The 17,494-nt window shown below is 40.3% G+C and carries 22 protein-coding genes; 15 read left to right on the forward strand and 7 right to left on the reverse strand.

Going from position 1 to position 17,494, the window contains the following annotated elements; translation table 11 throughout:
- Positions 1-82: 82 nt before the first annotated feature.
- From Q1J64_RS03175 to Q1J64_RS03200, 6 genes are all read left to right on the forward strand, one after another.
- A complete protein-coding gene (locus Q1J64_RS03175; protein ID WP_301107646.1) occupies positions 83-1,435 on the forward strand; it encodes a sensor histidine kinase in 1,353 nt (450 codons plus the stop codon).
- 21 nt (positions 1,436-1,456) lie between these two features.
- A complete protein-coding gene (locus Q1J64_RS03180; RefSeq protein ID WP_301107647.1) occupies positions 1,457-2,134 on the forward strand; it encodes a response regulator transcription factor in 678 nt (225 codons plus the stop codon).
- Between the two features lie 12 nt (positions 2,135-2,146).
- Positions 2,147-3,067, forward strand: a complete 921-nt coding sequence (locus tag Q1J64_RS03185; RefSeq protein ID WP_301107648.1) for a F510_1955 family glycosylhydrolase — start codon at positions 2,147-2,149, stop codon at positions 3,065-3,067.
- Between the two features lie 15 nt (positions 3,068-3,082).
- A complete protein-coding gene (locus tag Q1J64_RS03190; protein WP_301107649.1) occupies positions 3,083-3,817 on the forward strand; it encodes an urease accessory protein UreH domain-containing protein in 735 nt (244 codons plus the stop codon).
- A 149-nt stretch (positions 3,818-3,966) separates the two neighbouring features.
- Entirely contained in the window at positions 3,967-5,460 is a 1,494-nt protein-coding gene (locus Q1J64_RS03195) for a multicopper oxidase family protein (RefSeq protein ID WP_301107650.1), read from the forward strand.
- Positions 5,461-5,599: 139 nt separating this feature from the next.
- A complete protein-coding gene (locus Q1J64_RS03200; protein ID WP_367183435.1) occupies positions 5,600-5,770 on the forward strand; it encodes a DUF305 domain-containing protein in 171 nt (56 codons plus the stop codon).
- 45 nt (positions 5,771-5,815) lie between these two features.
- On the opposite strand, the gene Q1J64_RS03205 is transcribed toward Q1J64_RS03200, so the two are convergent.
- Both Q1J64_RS03205 and Q1J64_RS03210 read right to left on the reverse strand, forming a co-directional pair.
- Positions 5,816-6,346 (reverse strand): isoprenylcysteine carboxyl methyltransferase family protein, encoded by a 531-nt coding sequence (locus Q1J64_RS03205; protein ID WP_301107651.1) that lies wholly within the window; start codon positions 6,344-6,346, stop codon positions 5,816-5,818.
- Position 6,347: 1 nt separating this feature from the next.
- Positions 6,348-7,427 (reverse strand): type III polyketide synthase, encoded by a 1,080-nt coding sequence (locus Q1J64_RS03210; protein WP_301107652.1) that lies wholly within the window; start codon positions 7,425-7,427, stop codon positions 6,348-6,350.
- 92 nt (positions 7,428-7,519) lie between these two features.
- Here Q1J64_RS03210 and Q1J64_RS03215 point away from each other — a divergent pair, with 92 nt between their 5' ends.
- The 3 genes from Q1J64_RS03215 (at position 7,520) to Q1J64_RS03225 (ending at position 9,623) form a co-directional block, all read left to right on the forward strand.
- Positions 7,520-8,533, forward strand: a complete 1,014-nt coding sequence (locus tag Q1J64_RS03215; RefSeq protein WP_301107653.1) for an LLM class flavin-dependent oxidoreductase — start codon at positions 7,520-7,522, stop codon at positions 8,531-8,533.
- On the forward strand, positions 8,533-8,832 hold the full coding sequence (locus Q1J64_RS03220; protein WP_301107654.1) for a cupin domain-containing protein: 300 nt from the start codon (positions 8,533-8,535) through the stop codon (positions 8,830-8,832). The genes Q1J64_RS03215 and Q1J64_RS03220 overlap by 1 nt, the downstream gene beginning before the upstream one ends.
- 257 nt (positions 8,833-9,089) lie before the next feature.
- Complete coding sequence (locus Q1J64_RS03225) at positions 9,090-9,623, forward strand: GNAT family N-acetyltransferase (RefSeq protein WP_301107655.1); 534 nt, start codon at positions 9,090-9,092, stop codon at positions 9,621-9,623.
- A 284-nt stretch (positions 9,624-9,907) separates the two neighbouring features.
- On the opposite strand, the gene Q1J64_RS03230 is transcribed toward Q1J64_RS03225, so the two are convergent.
- Positions 9,908-10,345 carry a YaiI/YqxD family protein gene (locus Q1J64_RS03230; protein WP_301107656.1) on the reverse strand — a complete coding sequence of 146 codons (438 nt, stop codon included), beginning with the start codon at positions 10,343-10,345 and terminating at the stop codon, positions 9,908-9,910.
- A gap of 88 nt (positions 10,346-10,433) precedes the next feature.
- Between Q1J64_RS03230 and Q1J64_RS03235 the strand changes: the two genes are divergently transcribed.
- From Q1J64_RS03235 to Q1J64_RS03245, 3 genes are all read left to right on the forward strand, one after another.
- A complete protein-coding gene (locus Q1J64_RS03235; RefSeq protein WP_301107657.1) occupies positions 10,434-10,670 on the forward strand; it encodes a hypothetical protein in 237 nt (78 codons plus the stop codon).
- Between the two features lie 122 nt (positions 10,671-10,792).
- Positions 10,793-10,948, forward strand: a complete 156-nt coding sequence (locus Q1J64_RS03240; protein ID WP_301107658.1) for a hypothetical protein — start codon at positions 10,793-10,795, stop codon at positions 10,946-10,948.
- Between the two features lie 44 nt (positions 10,949-10,992).
- On the forward strand, positions 10,993-12,360 hold the full coding sequence (locus tag Q1J64_RS03245) for a leucyl aminopeptidase family protein (protein ID WP_301107659.1): 1,368 nt from the start codon (positions 10,993-10,995) through the stop codon (positions 12,358-12,360).
- 85 nt (positions 12,361-12,445) lie between these two features.
- Here the strand turns inward: Q1J64_RS03245 and Q1J64_RS03250 are convergent, their stop codons facing one another.
- The 4 genes from Q1J64_RS03250 to Q1J64_RS03265 form a co-directional block, all read right to left on the reverse strand.
- Positions 12,446-13,333, reverse strand: a complete 888-nt coding sequence (locus Q1J64_RS03250) for a DUF6843 domain-containing protein (RefSeq protein ID WP_301107660.1) — start codon at positions 13,331-13,333, stop codon at positions 12,446-12,448.
- Between the two features lie 4 nt (positions 13,334-13,337).
- Positions 13,338-13,616, reverse strand: a complete 279-nt coding sequence (locus Q1J64_RS03255; RefSeq protein ID WP_301107661.1) for a GNAT family N-acetyltransferase — start codon at positions 13,614-13,616, stop codon at positions 13,338-13,340.
- A 209-nt stretch (positions 13,617-13,825) separates the two neighbouring features.
- The gene (locus Q1J64_RS03260; RefSeq protein WP_301107662.1) at positions 13,826-14,227 is read right to left on the reverse strand and encodes a hypothetical protein; all 402 of its coding nucleotides are present in this window, start codon (positions 14,225-14,227) and stop codon (positions 13,826-13,828) included.
- Positions 14,228-14,250: 23 nt separating this feature from the next.
- Positions 14,251-14,700 carry a hypothetical protein gene (locus tag Q1J64_RS03265; protein WP_301107663.1) on the reverse strand — a complete coding sequence of 150 codons (450 nt, stop codon included), beginning with the start codon at positions 14,698-14,700 and terminating at the stop codon, positions 14,251-14,253.
- A gap of 144 nt (positions 14,701-14,844) precedes the next feature.
- Between Q1J64_RS03265 and Q1J64_RS03270 the strand changes: the two genes are divergently transcribed.
- The 3 genes from Q1J64_RS03270 (at position 14,845) to Q1J64_RS03280 (ending at position 17,227) form a co-directional block, all read left to right on the forward strand.
- Complete coding sequence (locus tag Q1J64_RS03270) at positions 14,845-15,366, forward strand: RNA polymerase sigma factor (RefSeq protein WP_301107664.1); 522 nt, start codon at positions 14,845-14,847, stop codon at positions 15,364-15,366.
- Positions 15,347-16,399: a hypothetical protein gene (locus Q1J64_RS03275; protein ID WP_301107665.1), complete on the forward strand. Its 1,053-nt coding sequence runs from the start codon at positions 15,347-15,349 to the stop codon at positions 16,397-16,399. The genes Q1J64_RS03270 and Q1J64_RS03275 overlap by 20 nt, the downstream gene beginning before the upstream one ends.
- 462 nt (positions 16,400-16,861) lie before the next feature.
- Positions 16,862-17,227, forward strand: coding sequence for a DUF5412 family protein (locus Q1J64_RS03280; protein ID WP_301107666.1), 366 nt, complete (start codon positions 16,862-16,864; stop codon positions 17,225-17,227).
- Positions 17,228-17,494 lie beyond the last annotated feature (267 nt).

Below are 17,494 nucleotides of genomic sequence, written 5' to 3' on the forward strand. Positions count from 1 at the left end.
AAAGTATACTGGAATTAAAGGTTCTGCATATTTTCTTCATATATGTTCTTTATAATCACTTACAGGAGGAGAGGGAGATTCATTGAATAAAATCTCAACGAAATTAACATCTTATTTTTTTATTGCCGTGCTAATAATGGAAGCATCTTTAATGATTTATCTTCACCAAGCAATTATTCATTCAAGGATAGATGAAGAATTCTCCAGGTTGATGGCTACGGGCTCCAACCATCGGGACGTACTTTTGGAAAACTATTCAGATACCACATTAAAACATATTGTGTTGATGGAAAAAGATGAAGAACGCGGTGTCGTCATTATGGATAGCCGGGGTAACGTGATTCTTAGTTCTGATAAAAGTTCAGTGGAGAATCTTCCGCCGTTAGATGAAGTTGAAGTAGATACGGATGAAATCGTTGTTTCTGATTGGAAGACTTCTCCTTATATCATTAGCGCACATCCCTATCAAGTAGATGCTGAAACCGCAGGATATCTTGTAATGTTTCAGAGCACCAAGCCAATTGAGCAATTGGTCAGTAAACTAAATATGCATTTTGGATTAGCAGGTGTGACGAGTGCAGTGGCTTTATTAATTGCTTATGTTATTCTCTCAAAATTCCTGACACGACCATTGATACGAATGAAAGAGGCAACTGAGCAATTGAGTAAAGGTGAATTTGATGTCCGTCTTCCTTTTATAGGAAAAGACGAGTTAGGTGAACTCTCTGTATCGATTCAAAGTCTTGCAAAAGATTTGGAACGTCTGAAAAATGAGCGCAATGAGTTCTTTGCATCCATCGCACATGAATTGAGCACACCTTTGACATATTTAATTGGTTATTCCAAAGTAGCGATGAGAAAAGAAATTGATGAAACCGAACGTATACATTATCTTGAAATCATAGAAGAAGAATCTGAAAAGATGAAAGAGCTAGTGAGGAATCTTTTGGATTTGGCGAAAATGGATGAACCTGCTTTTACGGTTTCAAAAGAGTATTTTGAAGCAAAACCATTTCTGGAAAGTGTCTGTAAACTGGTCAAACCATCTTTTGATTATAAAAATTTGAAGTTGGATTTTGATTGCGAGGAGGATCTTGAAATTCACGCAGACCCATTACGACTGGAGCAAATCATTCTTAATCTGCTGGACAATGCATTAAAATACTCCACTGAAAATACAACCGTAACTCTTACAGCACGCAAGGAGAGGGAAAATGCTCTTATAGCAGTTACCGATGTTGGAATCGGGATACCAGAAGAAGAAATCGAATTGATTTTTGATAAATTGTACCGTGTAGAAAAATCACGTTCTCGTACATCAGGAGGTTCGGGAATAGGACTCGCTGTGGTGAAAGAACTTGTCGACGCTCATGGTGGGGAAATCGAAGTGAAAAGTACAGTAGGACAAGGCAGTACATTTATAGTTATTTTGTGAACAAGGAGGACGGATAGTAGTATGCGAACAATTTTACTTGTTGATGATGAACAGAGGATGCTGGATCTCATTGAGCTTTTCCTCATTCCGCATGGCTATAGATGTATTAAAGAAACAGATGGCGAGAAAGCGTTAGATATTATCCGTACAGGAAAAATTAGCTTAGTTTTATTAGACGTGATGATGCCCGGCATGAATGGGTGGGAAGTTTGTGAAAAAGCCCGTCAGTTTACGGATGTTCCGATTATTATGCTGACAGCAAGATCTACTAAACCGGACCTTGTAAAAGGTTTGGAAACCGGTGCTGATGATTACATTACAAAGCCTTTTGATGAGAGAGAACTGGTAGCAAGAGTACATGCGATGTTGCGTCGAATGCCGAACGAAGAAAATGAAAATCATGCGATTGTAAACGGCGACTTTATTTTGGATCGTGAAACCTATTCTTTGCAATACTTCGAGTTACATATACAGCTGACATTAAAAGAGTTTTATTTAGTAGAAGCTTTGATTACTCGACCTAAAAAGACTTTCACTAGAGAAGAATTATTGCATGTTGCATGGGATTTTAATACCTATACGGATATTAGGACAATCGATTCTCATATTCGGAATTTAAGAGACAAATTAAAAACAAATGGCTTTCCGGTAGAGGAAATTCTCAAAACAGTTTGGGGTATCGGATATAAGTGGATGTAGAGGAGCAGGATTATGATGAAAAAAAGAGGACTTGTATTTGCATTACTAGCGGCTACGGGGATGATAGCTGGGTGTGGCAATCAAGAGGAGGAAGAGTATTCATTCCAAGAGGTCAAAAATCAGAAGTTTGAACATATGCATGGATTAGGTTATGTGAGCGGGGGACCAGGCATTGTGATAGCCACTCATGACGGACTCTATAGCTATGAAGAGGGATGGAAAGAGGCTGTTAGTGAAAAGCATGATTATATGGGCTTTCAGGCCACTCGTGAAGGATTTTTCTCCAGCGGACATCCTGCGCCTGGATCAGACTATAAAAATCCCCTAGGTTTGGTCAAGAGTAACAACAAAGGGGCTAGTTTCGATCAGTTGGCATTCTATGGAGAGATTGATTTTCATTATCTTGGAGCTGGTTATGAATCCAACGCTATTTATGTATTAAATGAAATGCCTATAAATGAGATGTCTGCTGGACTCCATTATTCTCTCGATGAAGGTGAAGCGTGGGAAAAGTCTGCAATGAGCGGATTTGACTCGGAGTTTATTTCCAATATTGCAGTTCATCCTAAACAGGAAGAAATGCTTGTAATCGGTAGTGAGCAAGGGATGTTTCTTTCGAAAGATTACGGCAACACATTTGAGCCGTTCGGTGAGGAAATAATGGTTCCTTACGTGACGTTGACGAACGATGGAGGATACTATTCCAGTGTTGTTGATGAAAAAGTGCAGCTAAAATCGTTTTCATTTACTGGTGATCAAGTTATAGATATTCCTTTACCAAATGAGAACGTGGATCCGATTGTTTACATCGCTAGTAATCCAGATGATGAGAAAGAATTGGTTTTTGCTACACATACAAATGATTTGTATCTAACGAGCGATAAAGGATCTGAATGGATTAAACTTGCAGACAAAGGTGAATTGCTAAAGTGAAAATGGAGTGAGTAGATGTATGAATTAATGTCGGTAATCAGTACAGCAATTACTGAGCCGGTATCTGTTTTAATTGATTCATTTGGAAATCATTCTTGGATTGCCGCATTTTTATTGGGATTGATCGGAGCCGTGGCACCTTGTCAGCTGACAGGTAATATGAGCGCGATCACTTTATATGGAAATCGATCGATTCAAAAGAAGAACACTATAGGAGAGATTAGTTCTTTTATCGCAGGAAAAGTTGCAGTGTTTGGTTCTATCGGGCTTCTTACCTGGATTTTCGGTGAATCATTTGAGTCCGCTATCACAGGGTATTTTCCTCTTTTCCGTAAAATGATTGGACCAATCATTATCTTCTCTGGTCTGGTGTTATTAGGTATTCTCAAGCTTCGATTACTGCAAAGACTTACAAGATACGTTCCGAAGCCATTACAAAAAGGAAAAGTTGGTTCATTTATGCTAGGGGCAAGTTTTTCTTTAGCGTTTTGTCCTACCATGTTTGTTCTGTACTTTCTTTGGCTGATGCCTATGGTAGTTACTTCATCATACGGTTTAATTTTACCTGTCATTTTTGGAATTGCTACTTCGATACCGCTGATCCTTTTATTTCTATTAATTTGGTTTTTTGATGGAAAGCGTTTGATTATGAAGGCGAGCATGAAGGTGGGAAGGATTGTTCAGCGAGTAGCAGGAGTTCTTCTAATTGTAATTGGTATAGCAGATACTGTGACGTATTGGGGAATTTAAATTTTTGGAAAATGGCTTTGAGGGCAGCTTTAATCATGTTGTTTTGTTATCGTGCGAAATGTTTAATAATTCTCGAAATGAAGTGCATAATTTTTTCATATTTTCTTGTTACACTAATAACGAGATACTCAAGAAGAGAGGGATTGAAAATGAGAAGAATTAAGCTACCGATACTTGCGTTGAGCCTATTCGTAATTGGCGGATGCAGTACGAATAATTCTGCTCCTGACAAAGCGGTGGAAGAATCACCTAAACATCATATGATGGAAGGCATGGATCACTCAGACATGATGGAAGGTCATATGAGCCATGATCAAGAAGTTCGGTTAAATGATTCCACAGGAACAAATGAATTGAAATTACCCCCAGTTCTGGAACGTAATGCGGATTCCGAAGCGCTTTATACAGTTCGTGCGCAAGAAGGCAAGACTGAAATAATTGAAGGAGCTGAATCTGAAACGTTCGGGTACAATGGTTCTTTTTTAGGGCCCATGCTGCGTTTTGAACGAGGCGAGACTGTTAAGATCAGAACGATCAATGAATTAGATGAAGATACGACGTTTCATTGGCATGGATTAGAGGTGCCAGGAGAAGGAGATGGCGGTCCGCATGCTGTCCTTAAGCCAGGTGAAGAAAAAGTAATTGAATTTAAAGTCGATCAGGAAGCATCGACATTATGGTTTCATCCTCATCCAGAGGGGAAGACGGCGGAACAGGTTTATAAAGGGATGGCGGGCTTGATCTATATTGAAGATCAGAATTCTACAGATTTGAGATTGCCGGATGAGTACGGACAAAACGATATCCCTTTGATATTTCAAGACCGGTCGTTTGATGATGCAAACCAGTTAAATTACAGCACAGCCAGGAATGATGACGGAACAATCGGAGATACTCTCTTAATTAATGGGACGGTAAATCCGAAGCTGACAGTAAAGAAGGAAAAAATACGTCTTCGTCTTTTGAACGGATCTAACGCAAGGAATTACAAATTTAAATTGAACACAGGGGACTCTTTTGTTCAAGTAGCAACAGATGGCGGCTTTTTGAATGCACCAGTTTCACTGACAGAAGTTACGCTTACTCCTTCAGAGAGAGCGGAAATAATAATTGATTTTTCAAAGCTGAATACAGAAAATGATTTTGAATTAGTGGATGATGAGGGCAGTGTTCTGTTACCTTTCGTGTTTTCTGGAGAAGTTGAGGCAGATACAGAGGTTCCTGAAAGCATGAATCAGTTTGCGCTTACAGAAGAAGAAAAAGCTTTACCTGTCACTAAAAAAATAGAGCTTTTTGGTATGATGGATATGGTTACGATAAATGGAAAGAAATTTAATCCGGATCGAATTGATCTCACGCAAAAGCAAGGAGTTACGGAAGTGTGGGAGATTTATAATAAACCTGACATGATGGGAGGCATGATTCACCCATTCCATATTCACGGTACACAATTTAAAATCATATCCAGGAATGGAGAAGCCCCTCCAGAAAATGAGCTTGGATGGAAGGACAGTATTTCAGTAGCACCAGATGAGAAAGTAAAAATCGCCATACAATTTAAACATAAAGGTGTGTACATGTATCACTGTCATATTCTTGAGCACGAAGATAATGGTATGATGGGACAGATTAAAGTGGAATAAGCTTTGCAGTACTTGTTGCAAAACGAACAGCTAATGGGCGATAAAGCACATTAGCTGTATTCTAGGCGCAAGTGTACTCGTTTTTGCATTATCTCTATTTTTAGTGCGCAGTCAGACAACTGTAGATGAGACCTCTTGGATGAAAGCGATGATTCCTCATCATTCTATTGCTATATTGACGAGTGAGCGAGCAAATATTACGGATCCCCGTGTCAGAGATCTGGCAGATGGAATTATTGAGGCGCAGAAAAGAGAAATTAAAGAGATGAAACAGCTAATTAAGGATTTGGAGAGGGAAGATGAAAAATAAGTCGTATTCTAGTAAAAGGCCATTCTTTGCGAATGGCCTTTTCGTTTACCGAAACACCTCATTATAATTCGTAAGTTCCCGCAAAGCCTTTTCCTCTGCAGGAATCCTGACTGACAACATCCATATATTCAAAATGCAGAATAGGCCTGCAGTGAAATAGGCGCTGAACATAAGGGGGAGTACAAGCAGCTCTGTTGTCACAATGACGTAGTTTGGGTGACGGATCCATTTGTAAGGTCCCTTTTTCTGAACGTCTGCACCCGGCAAGATCAGAATTTTTGTGTTCCAGAACCTTCCCAGCGATGAAAGACACCAAACACGCAGTACTTGCATCACAAGAAAGATTGCTAGAAGGACACTCCATAAAGCAGGAAGATACCGATTGAAAAACAGTACTTCCGTAAGTAGTGAAACAAAAAACGCAGTGTGCATCAGGACCATCCATTTATAATGTGAAGCGCCGACCTCAATTGCGCCCTGACTGCGTATCCAATTTTCATTGCGCTGCGCGATGACGAGTTCAACCAATCGTTGAATGACAACGATTGTGAAAACAAACAGAAATAAACTGTTCATCTCACTGCCACTCCAGCAGTAGAAGTTCCCCGCAGAATCCCGGACCAAGTGCCGCCATTAAACCGTATTCACCCGCAGCCGGCTGCTGATCAATAAATTCTTTCAGCACAAACAAAATGGTTGGGGAAGACATATTGCCGTGGTGCTGCAGCACTTTTTTCGAGACGGCGGTTTGATTTTCTTCCATCGTAAGTGCCTTTTCGTATGCCTGCAGCACTTTTTTGCCACCCGGATGGGCAACAAAATGATCCATATCAGACATCGTTAGTTCCTGTTCTTTGACAAACTGATGCACAAATGGCCCAAGCCAATTTGTGATGACTGTCGGGATGCTTTTGGAAAATACCACGTGAAGGCCGTCATTTTTGATGTTCCAACCCATGACATCTTCTGAATCAGGCATGAAGCGTGAAGAAGTGGCACGAATTGCAGGCATGGGTCTCGTGCTTTTAATTGTTGACTGCTCTCCTGAAATAAGAGCACAGGCGACACCGTCTGAAAATAGCGATACGCCGACTAAATTACTTTTTGACACATCATTTCGCTGGAACGTCAGACTGCAAAGTTCGGCGGCTATCACGAGAACGTTTGATTCAGGATAGGCTTTACAGTAATCAAACGCACGGCTCATACCGGCTGCGCCACCCGCACAGCCAAGTCCCCAAATGGGAATACGTTTGACATCATGACGAAACGGTAATTGATTAATAAGGCGTGCATCAATACTAGGTGTGGCAATACCACTGCTGGAAATGAAAAAAATAGCGTCAATCTCTGCCGGGTCCACAGAGCGTTCCAGCGTTGAAGTATCATTCAGGCACTGTTCGACCGCTGTTTTGCTTAATTCTACTGTGTGTTTGATGTATAAATCGTTTTTTGTTTCAAAATCATGTGTTCCCGCATACCATTCAATTGGCATGCATACTTGCCGGGTCTCGATTTCGCCGTTTCGGAATACTTTTAACAGGCGGTCGATATCTTTGAATGAATCCGAAAATAAGGAACGCGCGAAAGACATGGCGTCTACCTGTTTGATCTCAACAGGCGGACTGACTGTACTGACAGAATGAATAGTTGGCATAGGCAACCTCCGTAAAAATAGTAGTGAGCTCGAGTCGTGAGTTATGCAACGGCTTCTTGTAAACTATATGCAACAGGGAAGGAGGACTTGTCTTGAAGTATAAATTAAGTATACTAGATCAATCTCCTATTACATCAGGAAGCGATGCACGTGAAGCACTTCAACAAACCGCCATCCTGGCAGAAAAAGCGGAGGGATGGGGGTATACGCGATTCTGGGTGTCGGAACATCATGATGCAGTCACGTTGGCAGGGTCATCTCCTGAAGTATTGATGGCACATTTGGCCACTGTGACTTCTACAATTCGAATCGGGTCCGGCGGAGTCATGTTACCTCACTATTCCCCTTATAAAGTGGCAGAAAACTTTAAAGTGCTGGAAGCATTATTTCCGGGACGGATTGATGCGGGAATGGGGCGTGCGCCAGCGGGTATGCCGCGTGCTACGTATGCGCTGAATAACGGAAAGTACCAGAACAAAGATCAATTTCCGAATCAAGTCGATGAATTGCTGATGTATCTCAATGACACATTGCCTGAAGATCATCTGTATGAAGGTTTGAAGGCTACGCCGGTTACGGAGAGCGCGCCGCCTGTGTGGATTTTAGGTACGAGTGAAGGTTCCGCCAGACTGGCAGCAGAAAAGGGACTGCCCTATATGTTTGCTCAATTTATTAACAATGAAGGCGGTAAGAATGCAGCGAGACATTATGCGGATCGTTTTCAGCTATCGGTTTATAATTCGAAGTCCCAGCAAGGCGTGGCGGTGTTCTGTATATGTGCAGAATCAGAAGAAGAAGCAGACCGTGTAGCGTCTTCATTAGATTTGTTATTAATTAAGCAGCAGCAGGGAATGCCGGTTGACGGCACGCCGAGTCCAGAGCAGGCGGCAGCGTATTCATACAGTCAGCTAGAATGGGAACTCGTCCAACTGAACCGTGAACGGATGATTGTCGGGACACCGGAATCTGTTCGTCAGCAGCTAGAACAGCTGGCGGAAGATTTTCAAGCGGAAGAAATTATGCTTGTTTCGATTACCTACGACTTTCATGATAAGCTGAAGTCGTATGAACTGATTGCGAATGAAATTCTGAAAGGAGAATTGTAATGAAATTGAATGACACGAAGCTTCAATTGGCGGAGAAGGAAAAGCATGTAGGAAAGATCGCAAGTGTAGAAAATGCTGATGTGCTAAATATTCAGCTGCGCAAAGGCCAAGAAATTGCTGAGCATGATGCAGACAGAGAAGTTTTCATTATCGTCAGAAGAGGTAAAGTACGCTTTACTGTAGAGGGTGAACAAGTAGAAGTGACACCTGAGAATATTCTGCATATGGCGCCGCTAGAAAAGCACAGTCTTCATGCATTGGAAGATTCGGATGTAGTCGTAATGAAGATTCAAAAGTAAGTAACGGCTTTTGCTGTGAATACAGATTGAGTAAATTACAGGCCAATTGCGTATAGTCGTGATTGGCTTTTTGTATGGAAGAAATTCAGAGTTATATATGATGAATTTAGTTTTTAGCATAGCAGCAAATTAGCTTACGTCAACGTGCCTAAGGAAGAAGCAAATTATTTTACTCATCTAATATTGAAAGTAAAATTAAAGGAATAACGCTGTGAAAATAGAATAAGTAGTTCATGTACTTATAAGGGGGCTAATAAATGTTTCCACAACTTGAAACGGACAGACTGCGTTTGAGAAAAATACAGTTGGATGATGCTGAACAAATCTATGCTTATTTTTCAAAAGACGAAGTAAATCAGTATTATGGTCAAGATGCATTTACTAGTGTAAAGCAGGCAGAAGATTTGATTGGGATTTTTGCGGCGAGCTATGAAGAAAAGAAAGGGATTCGCTGGGGAATAGAATCCAAAGAGACAAATGAATTGATTGGAACGATTGGCTTCCATCAGATGTCATCGAGACATAGACGGGCAGAAATCGGCTATGAGCTTCATCCTCAATATTGGGGGAAAGGATATGCTTCTGAAGCAGTAAGTGCAGCGGCTTCCTATGGATTTGATGTTATGGAATTGACGAGGATAGCTGCGGTCGTATTCCTGAAAAATGATGCTTCGAATCATTTATTAATGAAATTAGGATTTGAAAGGGAAGGGATCTTGCGGAATTATATGTATCAGAATGGGCAGGCTCACGATACGTATATCTATTCTCTCTTGAAGGAAGGCCAATGAAAAAGACTGCAATCATAATCCTCAATATACTTACGGGTTGTTTTACTGTTTTAAATAGCTTAGTCGCTTATGGGATCAGTGGGATAGGAGAAGGATCGACAAACAAACTGATCTTTCTCATTTGGATAGCAGTCTGGGCGTTTGGCTTTGTTCTGCAGTTTAACGAAAGAACAAAAATGATAGGATTAGTGATCACTTTCGTCCCTGTCGTCTACTTTGTCTATATTTATATTGCTGCCTTTATGATGTAGCGCGTGCATACAAGACCTGTATGCACGAAATTATTAAAGTGTGCTGCACAGCTTTCGCAGACTTTCAATAAATCCTTCCGATTGCTCAGCCGTGCGTTTCTTCGGACCGCGCAAACGACCACCAGCACGCCGGATCTTCTGTGCCTGGTGTCTTGCATAAAGTAATTGGTCGATATTATCATTCGTATACCATCTGCCGTTTTGGTCGATTGGCAGGCCTTGTTTTGCTAATGCCATTGCTGCTAGTCCATAATCCTGCGTTACGACAATATCCCCTTTTTTAATTCGGTTCACAAGTACAAAATCTACTGCATCAGCGCCTTTAGATACGGTAATTGTCTCTGCACCGTCCCGATGCATTTCATGCGCTGTATCGCAGATCAGTACGCATGGCATTTCGAATTCATTTGCAATCGCAATGGTTTCGTTAATAACTGGACAGCCGTCAGCGTCCACTAAAATTGTCGTCACGATTTCGTCTCCTCTCCATTCATCTTAGTAGGTTTAGTATAGCAAATTTCGGGTATGGTAAGTGAAAACAGGAGACTGAGGTGACATAATGGCTGATTTACCGAAAAACGACAGGACGACTGCCGAACAGCGTGAGCAATATGGTCGTGCAGTCGATGCGCGAAATGCTGCAATGGAAAATACCGAAGTACCGGCTGAAACAAGAGCACTGGCTGAGCATGAAATTCCACCGCCTTTAACAGAAGAGGAAATCAGAGCGAAAGTCGGCGACCAGAACTATGAAAATGCGAATGATGACAATGCACCGACTTCTATTAACAGCTAATGAAACGAATAATGTAGTCACGAGGAGCATCCTGGATGTTCCTTTTTTGTGCTGAAAATGAAACTATTTTTAATTTGATTCCGTATAAATAGTATAATAAGAAAATAATGGAGTGAATGATCATGAATGAAGGGTATTTTGTAGGGTGGGGAACTTTGGCTTTGATCAATGCGGTCTTGGCACAGGGAAAGAATCGAAGTGGACTGAACTGGTTCTTGATATCTTTATTGCTTGGCCCAATCGCAACGCTAATTTTAGCACTCTTCGATAAAAAGTGATAAACTATTTAGGAAACCGAAATAGTGAGGGGAGCAACTAACACATGCAAATGAATGCAGAAATTTTATTCTCAAACGATGGCCAGATCACTAAAAATCAACTGGTGAAACAATTTACGGACAACCAAACCGGAGGACATTCTACATTTATTCTCGACGGTAAACAAGTTGTTGTCATTAAAGATAAGACCTATAAGTCATTAGAAGAAATCCGCAGCATTGCGGGCGAAATTTCACGCGACTTAGCGGCACGTAAAGTTGAAACTGCAACAATCAAAGCAGATCAATTAGGTCAAAAATGGTCTTCAGCTGACGAAGCAGTGACAGCATTTGTGGAAGGCTGGCAACTCGGAGCTTATCACTTCGACCGCTATCAATCTAAAAAAGCAAATCCTGTAACGAAGCTGGAAGTGAAGGGTGCAGATCAAAACAGCGTGAAGTCTGGATCTGTTCGTGCAGAAGCGATGAAATTTTCACGTGATCTGATGAATGAATTGTCTGACGTCCTGAATCCTGAAACATATCCTGACGTTCTGAAAGATTATTTCAAAGGTACGAAAGTGAAAGTAGAAGTGCTTGGCAAGAAAGAAATTGAGGAACGTCAAATGAATGGCGTTCTGACGGTTTGCCGCGGCAGTAAGTATGAGCCATCATTCGTCGAAATGACATTGCAGACTGATGCTTCTAAACCACTGGTTGCTTTAGTAGGAAAAGGCGTAACATATGATTCAGGCGGTATCAGTTTAAAAGGCGGCCGTGACGACAGCGACATGCGTATGGATATGGGCGGCTCGGCTGCTGTCAGCGGTGCGATGTCACTTCTTGCATATTCTGATGCGAAGGTAAATGTTGTCGCATTAATTCCAATGGTTGAAAATACACCGGGACCGGACGCAGTCATGCCGGGTGAAGTGATTCAGTATAAGAACGGCATTAGCGTACAAGTAGGGAATACCGATGCAGAAGGTCGTTTAATTCTAGCTGACGGATTGATTCGCGCAGAGGAATTAGGCGCTGAATACACAGTCGATATCGCCACACTTACAGGTGCGGTAGTAAGCGCACTTGGAACAGAAGTCGGCGGAGTCTTCGGAGATGAGGATCTGGCGTATAAAATGAAGAAAATCGGTGATCACAACGGAGACTTTATCTGGCCGCTTCCGTTAGTGGACGTATATGAAGAGTCACTCGACAGCGCATATGCAGACATCAACAATATCAGCTCAATGTCAGTAGCAGGTTCGATTACAGCAGGTCTGTTCTTGCGTAAATTCGCTCCAAAGAAAAACTGGCTCCATGTCGATATGGCAGGCGTCATGGATAAGCAGAAATCAAAAGGTTATTATACGAAATCCGCAACTGGCTATGGTGCACGATTGCTGGCGGATTACACAGTTTCCGTCAGTAAATAAGATAAATTCAGGACCGTCCGGTAAGCTACACATCCGCGACGGTCCTTTTTTGTTCCTAATTGTATTATGAAGTTCATTGGGAAAATTAAGGGCAGGTTCCGTGCTCTGCTTCATCAGTACCAAAAGCCTGATAGGAATAATCTTGTGACGATTTTTCGTCTTGCATAGAACCAGTTCCGCCGTATGGCATCTCCTCATGGCTCAGTTCTCTAATCTTCTTGCCTTCCTCGTCTACATAGTAGGCTGTTAATTGATAGGCGCCAGAGGATTTTTTATTGGTCCATCCGAACTCCGCGGGAGATGATGTTTCAATTATTCCGTCATCCGGAACGTAATAAACGATTTCATTGTCTTTTATTTCTAGCGGAGGCGCGTCTTTCTTATTGTAATAAATCGTCACACATCCGGTGAAGTTTTCAGGCAAAATATAAGTTTGATCTACTCCATCTTGATGATAGTTTACCGAAAAATAGATCACACCGATGATGGCTAGGACTGTTGCAACGGCGACTGCCGGTTTGAAAAAGGGTGTTTCTGTAGAACTCACTTTTGTTTGCAACTGTTTGCCCCGATCGAATAACAACAGGGAATGGTAATAAATAATTGATGCCAGCAAACCTATTAATGCATAGGAAAGAATAAATGTTGCAGAGTGGGAGACAGGCATGAGTATCAGTATAAATGCTGCACCTACGATCAGTCCTGCAACTGCATAATATGCAAGTTTTTTTAAATAAAGCCTTTTATTCAAAATAGTACTGCTGCTTTCCGCTAACTTTTCAATCATTATCGACAGAGGAATTCCTAATAGAAAATATACGGGTCCCGAATACAATAATACAAAAGCGAAAGTCTCAAAGAATCCGAAATAATACACATTTGATTCTTGTCGGGAAACAGGTACATAAGAAATAGAAGAATAGATAGCGGCAAAAACAACGGCTGCGCACAGTGCTGCCAGAAACTTTCTCATACATTCACCTCCTATGGTGTTTTTTGAATGAAGTGATCAATATACCTTCTGACAAAGATATTTCGTCAGTTGTAACGAATCCGTTCTTCTCGTAAAAACGTACAGCGGGTGCATTACGTGAGCCTGTCGAGACGATCAATGTTTCACAATCTGTATTTTCGGCTTCAACAAAATCAAGTAGTATCTGAGCGATGCCTTGTCTGAAATAATCAGGATGCACCATCAACCGATGAATATCCAGTAAGTCATGATCTACTTTAAATGAAATAACTCCGCCTAGCATTCCATCTGAGTAATAGCCATAGAATTGTTCCCCGCATTGTCTTAGCTTATTAACAGTGTCTTTTAACGGTGAATTTCATAGCTGTCTATTAACTCTGCCTCTACTTGATAAGAAACCAGCTGAACACGCAATACATCTTCAGCCAACTTTTTATTTGTGATATCAATATGTTTGATCAATAGTATTCTCTCTTCCTGCAATAAACGCATTTAGTATTGTTTTTTTACCTCTTGGTAAACCACAAGAGCCTTGTCATAAAAGTCACTTTCACGATCAATTTCGTACGTTTCATCTGCGACGCCTAAAGTAAACTTACCCGTCTTGTCAATTTGTATATGACCTGAAAATTGGTCATTATGAATGAAATTTATGAAGATCGATTGATCATTGTCGAGCGGTTCATCAGTTTGTCCGGTATACTCAATCTGGTTATATGCATCGACAAGTGACTGAATGGTTTTCTGGTGCACATTTTCACGCGCCTCAAAAAGTTCCTGTCCTAAGCCAATATCGAAGTAATCCGCTTTTACTTGTTTTACCTGGGGCTTTTCTGTGCATCCTGCCAGGAACAACAGACACATTGTCAACCATACCAAAAGATATTTCTTCAAAACAATCACTCCTCATAGAAAAATTATTTCAATAAAATATTCCCTACGTATTGTGCTTCCCCTGTATCGGATACCAATTCTACTTCCAATATATATTCACCTGGTTCTGCCGGCAAATGGAAGCTGCGGTCATCACGCAATTCCAATTCGGTCTTTTCGCCATTTTTCCAGACAGACACTAGCAGTTCACTAATAGCAAAATCCTGGCTGTCGAATTCAATAGTTAGTTGCTGTTCCGCTTCATACTGCAGGGCTTCCAGACTGTTGGCGAACGTAACGTAATCATCGGTCGTCTTTTTATAATGCTCATCAGAATCCCAATCAATATTCGTTTCGGTCAATTCTTCATCTTCTAAACTGCTCGGATCCATTACTAGAACAGTAGGTGGTGAAAAGTCATAATTCTCCCCAAAACATGCGGTTAAAAGGAATGCACATATAATTGCGATACATAATTTCAACGCAGCATTCATATTTCATCTCCTCAAACGCTTTTGTTTAGTTTATCGTAAAACTATAGCAAAAGAAATTTATTTCCACGTCAGGAAAATGTGTAGTGAAAAACGTGACGGATCTTTTTTTGTTTACGTCTAAGTAGTAAGAAAGAGGTGAACATCTTGGAAGAAGAAGTGCTGAGTATATGGTTTGATGAATACGGGGAATCCATTTTAAGCTACATACTCTTGATGGTGAGAGATTATCAGCAAGCAGAGGATTTAACACAGGAAACATTTCTAAAAGCTTATAAGAATCATCATTCATTCGAAAACAGATCGTCTGTGAAAACATGGCTGTTCTCGATTGCCTACAATGTGACACAGGATCATTTTAGAAAAAAGCATCCGTTGCAATATTACCTAGGATTAACGATGTCGGAGAAAGATTATAGGCCGTTGCCTGAACAGATTGCAGCCATGCATGATCAAACGGAACAGCTGTATCGGACTATTCAACAATTAAAGCCATCTTACCGGCATGTCATCATATTGCGGAAACTAAAAGAATTTTCTACAGCAGAAACAGCGGACATTTTAAGATGGTCTGAAAGTAAAGTCAAAATGACATTGAAAAGGGCATTAACAGAGTTGAAGGCTGAACTGGTGAAGGGGGGATTTTCATATGAAAGATTTATTGGATGAAAAACTTAGTGACCTGCAGGAAGAACTTAAAATAACGGAGCCATCTAAAAGTGAGTTACGAAATAAAATTATGAATAGCGTACATAGTCGCAAACAGCATAAACCGAAACCGTATCTATGGGCTGCAGCAGCAATATGCATGGCTGTCTTCATCATGTCCCCATTCTATTCGGCTACAATGGCGAATTTGACTGCTAAAATTTATCCGATATCGATTACACCAAGTATTTCAGACAGTGAAGATACCTCTAGTCTAACATCTCGTTTGTATAAGTTAGTGGAAGGGGAAGGGTATGAGGTGAGTTCTGTAGGGGTATTGCCTTCTCCTGATACAATTGAAATTTCATTGGTGCTAAATGAATTGTCATTGCATCAGGCGGAACAGCAACTGGAACCGATAATCATGAACTTTCTCTATGAAAATGGTTATGACAGTTACACAATAAAAATTCTGAAAGCAAATGATGAAGTTTTACCGGATCGTTTCGCTAAAAATACTGATCTTTATGATCAGGTACGCGAAATTGTCAAAGAGGTATTTACATCGTATGGATATGCGAAAGAAGCAGATTATGAACTGGCAGGATTGAAAACCACGTTATTTTCAAATGCTGTCACACTGGAGATGCCCGATCATATTAAAGAGAATGACGAAATTGTCGCAGATATCGAAAATGAAATTAAGACACAAAAGTTGAAGGTGAAAAAAATTGAAGTGACTCCATTCAATCTAAAACATCGTCAGCAGGATAATCGCTGGGCTTATATTGTATCAGACATAAATGCGGCGCTGGAAGGAAGATCCATTTATAAAATGGCGGGGATATCATATAAGGTAAAAGAAGGGCGTTCCTATGTGTATATCGAAACCGAACTGGAGCAGCAGACGTCTAACGAAACATTGGAAGAAATTGAACTAGCGATTCGTAAGTATTTGGCGTTGCCGGAGATACAAGAGCTTATTGTGGACGACAACTATTCGATACAATTAGTGAATGTGAGTGAAGAATTAGTAGTTGAAATAAAAAACTGATTAACCGTTAGAATTTGTTAACGAGGTAGGTTGACCGGGAGAAAACATGAAATAACACAGCATTCGGGGACACAATTCGCATATGAATCGGTGTCCCTTATTTTATTGTGCTATCCATGTGTAAGACACTTATCAGAAGGAATTCGCACTACTATCGGTGAGTGATTTACACCTTCACATACATTTTATTTGACTTTGTTAAGGACATTGTTACTTATTTAACTGAATGGTCATTGTATAAAAGATGTACCTGAAATAAATGGATACTTTATGTAAGAAAAGGATTTTGTGTTAAAATTGATTGTGAGTAGAGTGCTTATTCAATAAACGGTCAAAATAATCGAATAAGGAATATTAAAAACCTAATTATTCTAAGTGAAAAGAAAATTCGAACTTCTTTGCACCGATTTCGTCCATAAAATATTATAAGTAAGAATGATTTTATGGAAAGGTTTGAGAAGAATGAGTAAGTTAATAAAGCTTTTACTAATGGTCTTTGCAGTCACAATTTTGTTTGGCATAATATTTATTTATCAGTTATTAAACCCAAAACTAAGTAGCATTGAAGTGAATGAGGAAAATGAAGAAGGAACTTACATCTCACCAGACGGAGAGAAAATTATAACGGTTTATTTTAACGGTGGGCTAATATTCGGTAACGATTTAACCTATGTGGGAGTGCTTGAAGATACTAACACTGGTTTAAGAAAGAACATTTTTCTAGTGATGCCAAATGTTAAAGAAGTACGATGGGTAAATAATGAAAATATTGTTGTTAATGATATAGAAATTGCTATTGACGATACCTATGATTTTAGGAAGAAATAAAAAAATCCAAACAATTGTAGAGGATCGAATGATGAATAGAAATAAAGGGTTCTTATTGAACTTCCGTAATCGGGTGCAATTCTGTAAAAAGGATTTGTACTCTATTTCTATATTCGGGCCACATTGATTAAGATCTACATCCAAAAAGAGGCGATGATATGACGCACAAAACTGCTAGTAAATGGATGGGAGATAAAGGGTTATCTCATACAGAAATTGATTTTATTGAGACAATACTAACTTCTACATCTACTGCTAAAATTATTG

This window comes from Sporosarcina sp. (assembly GCF_029257255.1).
Taxonomy (GTDB): domain Bacteria; phylum Bacillota; class Bacilli; order Bacillales_A; family Planococcaceae; genus Sporosarcina.

Coding starts and splice junctions, on each gene's coding strand:
- Q1J64_RS03180 (WP_301107647.1), top strand. CDS start 1,457: ATGCGAACAATTTTACTTGTTGATGATGAACAGAGGATGCTGGATCTC.
- Q1J64_RS03185 (WP_301107648.1), top strand. CDS start 2,147: ATGATGAAAAAAAGAGGACTTGTATTTGCATTACTAGCGGCTACGGGG.
- Q1J64_RS03190 (WP_301107649.1), top strand. CDS start 3,083: ATGTATGAATTAATGTCGGTAATCAGTACAGCAATTACTGAGCCGGTA.
- Q1J64_RS03195 (WP_301107650.1), top strand. CDS start 3,967: ATGAGAAGAATTAAGCTACCGATACTTGCGTTGAGCCTATTCGTAATT.
- Q1J64_RS03200 (WP_367183435.1), top strand. CDS start 5,600: ATGAAAGCGATGATTCCTCATCATTCTATTGCTATATTGACGAGTGAG.
- Q1J64_RS03205 (WP_301107651.1), bottom strand. CDS start 6,346: ATGAACAGTTTATTTCTGTTTGTTTTCACAATCGTTGTCATTCAACGA.
- Q1J64_RS03210 (WP_301107652.1), bottom strand. CDS start 7,427: ATGCCAACTATTCATTCTGTCAGTACAGTCAGTCCGCCTGTTGAGATC.
- Q1J64_RS03220 (WP_301107654.1), top strand. CDS start 8,533: ATGAAATTGAATGACACGAAGCTTCAATTGGCGGAGAAGGAAAAGCAT.
- Q1J64_RS03225 (WP_301107655.1), top strand. CDS start 9,090: ATGTTTCCACAACTTGAAACGGACAGACTGCGTTTGAGAAAAATACAG.
- Q1J64_RS03235 (WP_301107657.1), top strand. CDS start 10,434: ATGGCTGATTTACCGAAAAACGACAGGACGACTGCCGAACAGCGTGAG.
- Q1J64_RS03240 (WP_301107658.1), top strand. CDS start 10,793: ATGAATGAAGGGTATTTTGTAGGGTGGGGAACTTTGGCTTTGATCAAT.
- Q1J64_RS03245 (WP_301107659.1), top strand. CDS start 10,993: ATGCAAATGAATGCAGAAATTTTATTCTCAAACGATGGCCAGATCACT.
- Q1J64_RS03250 (WP_301107660.1), bottom strand. CDS start 13,333: ATGAGAAAGTTTCTGGCAGCACTGTGCGCAGCCGTTGTTTTTGCCGCT.
- Q1J64_RS03255 (WP_301107661.1), bottom strand. CDS start 13,616: ATGCTAGGCGGAGTTATTTCATTTAAAGTAGATCATGACTTACTGGAT.
- Q1J64_RS03265 (WP_301107663.1), bottom strand. CDS start 14,700: ATGAATGCTGCGTTGAAATTATGTATCGCAATTATATGTGCATTCCTT.
- Q1J64_RS03275 (WP_301107665.1), top strand. CDS start 15,347: ATGAAAGATTTATTGGATGAAAAACTTAGTGACCTGCAGGAAGAACTT.
- Q1J64_RS03280 (WP_301107666.1), top strand. CDS start 16,862: ATGAGTAAGTTAATAAAGCTTTTACTAATGGTCTTTGCAGTCACAATT.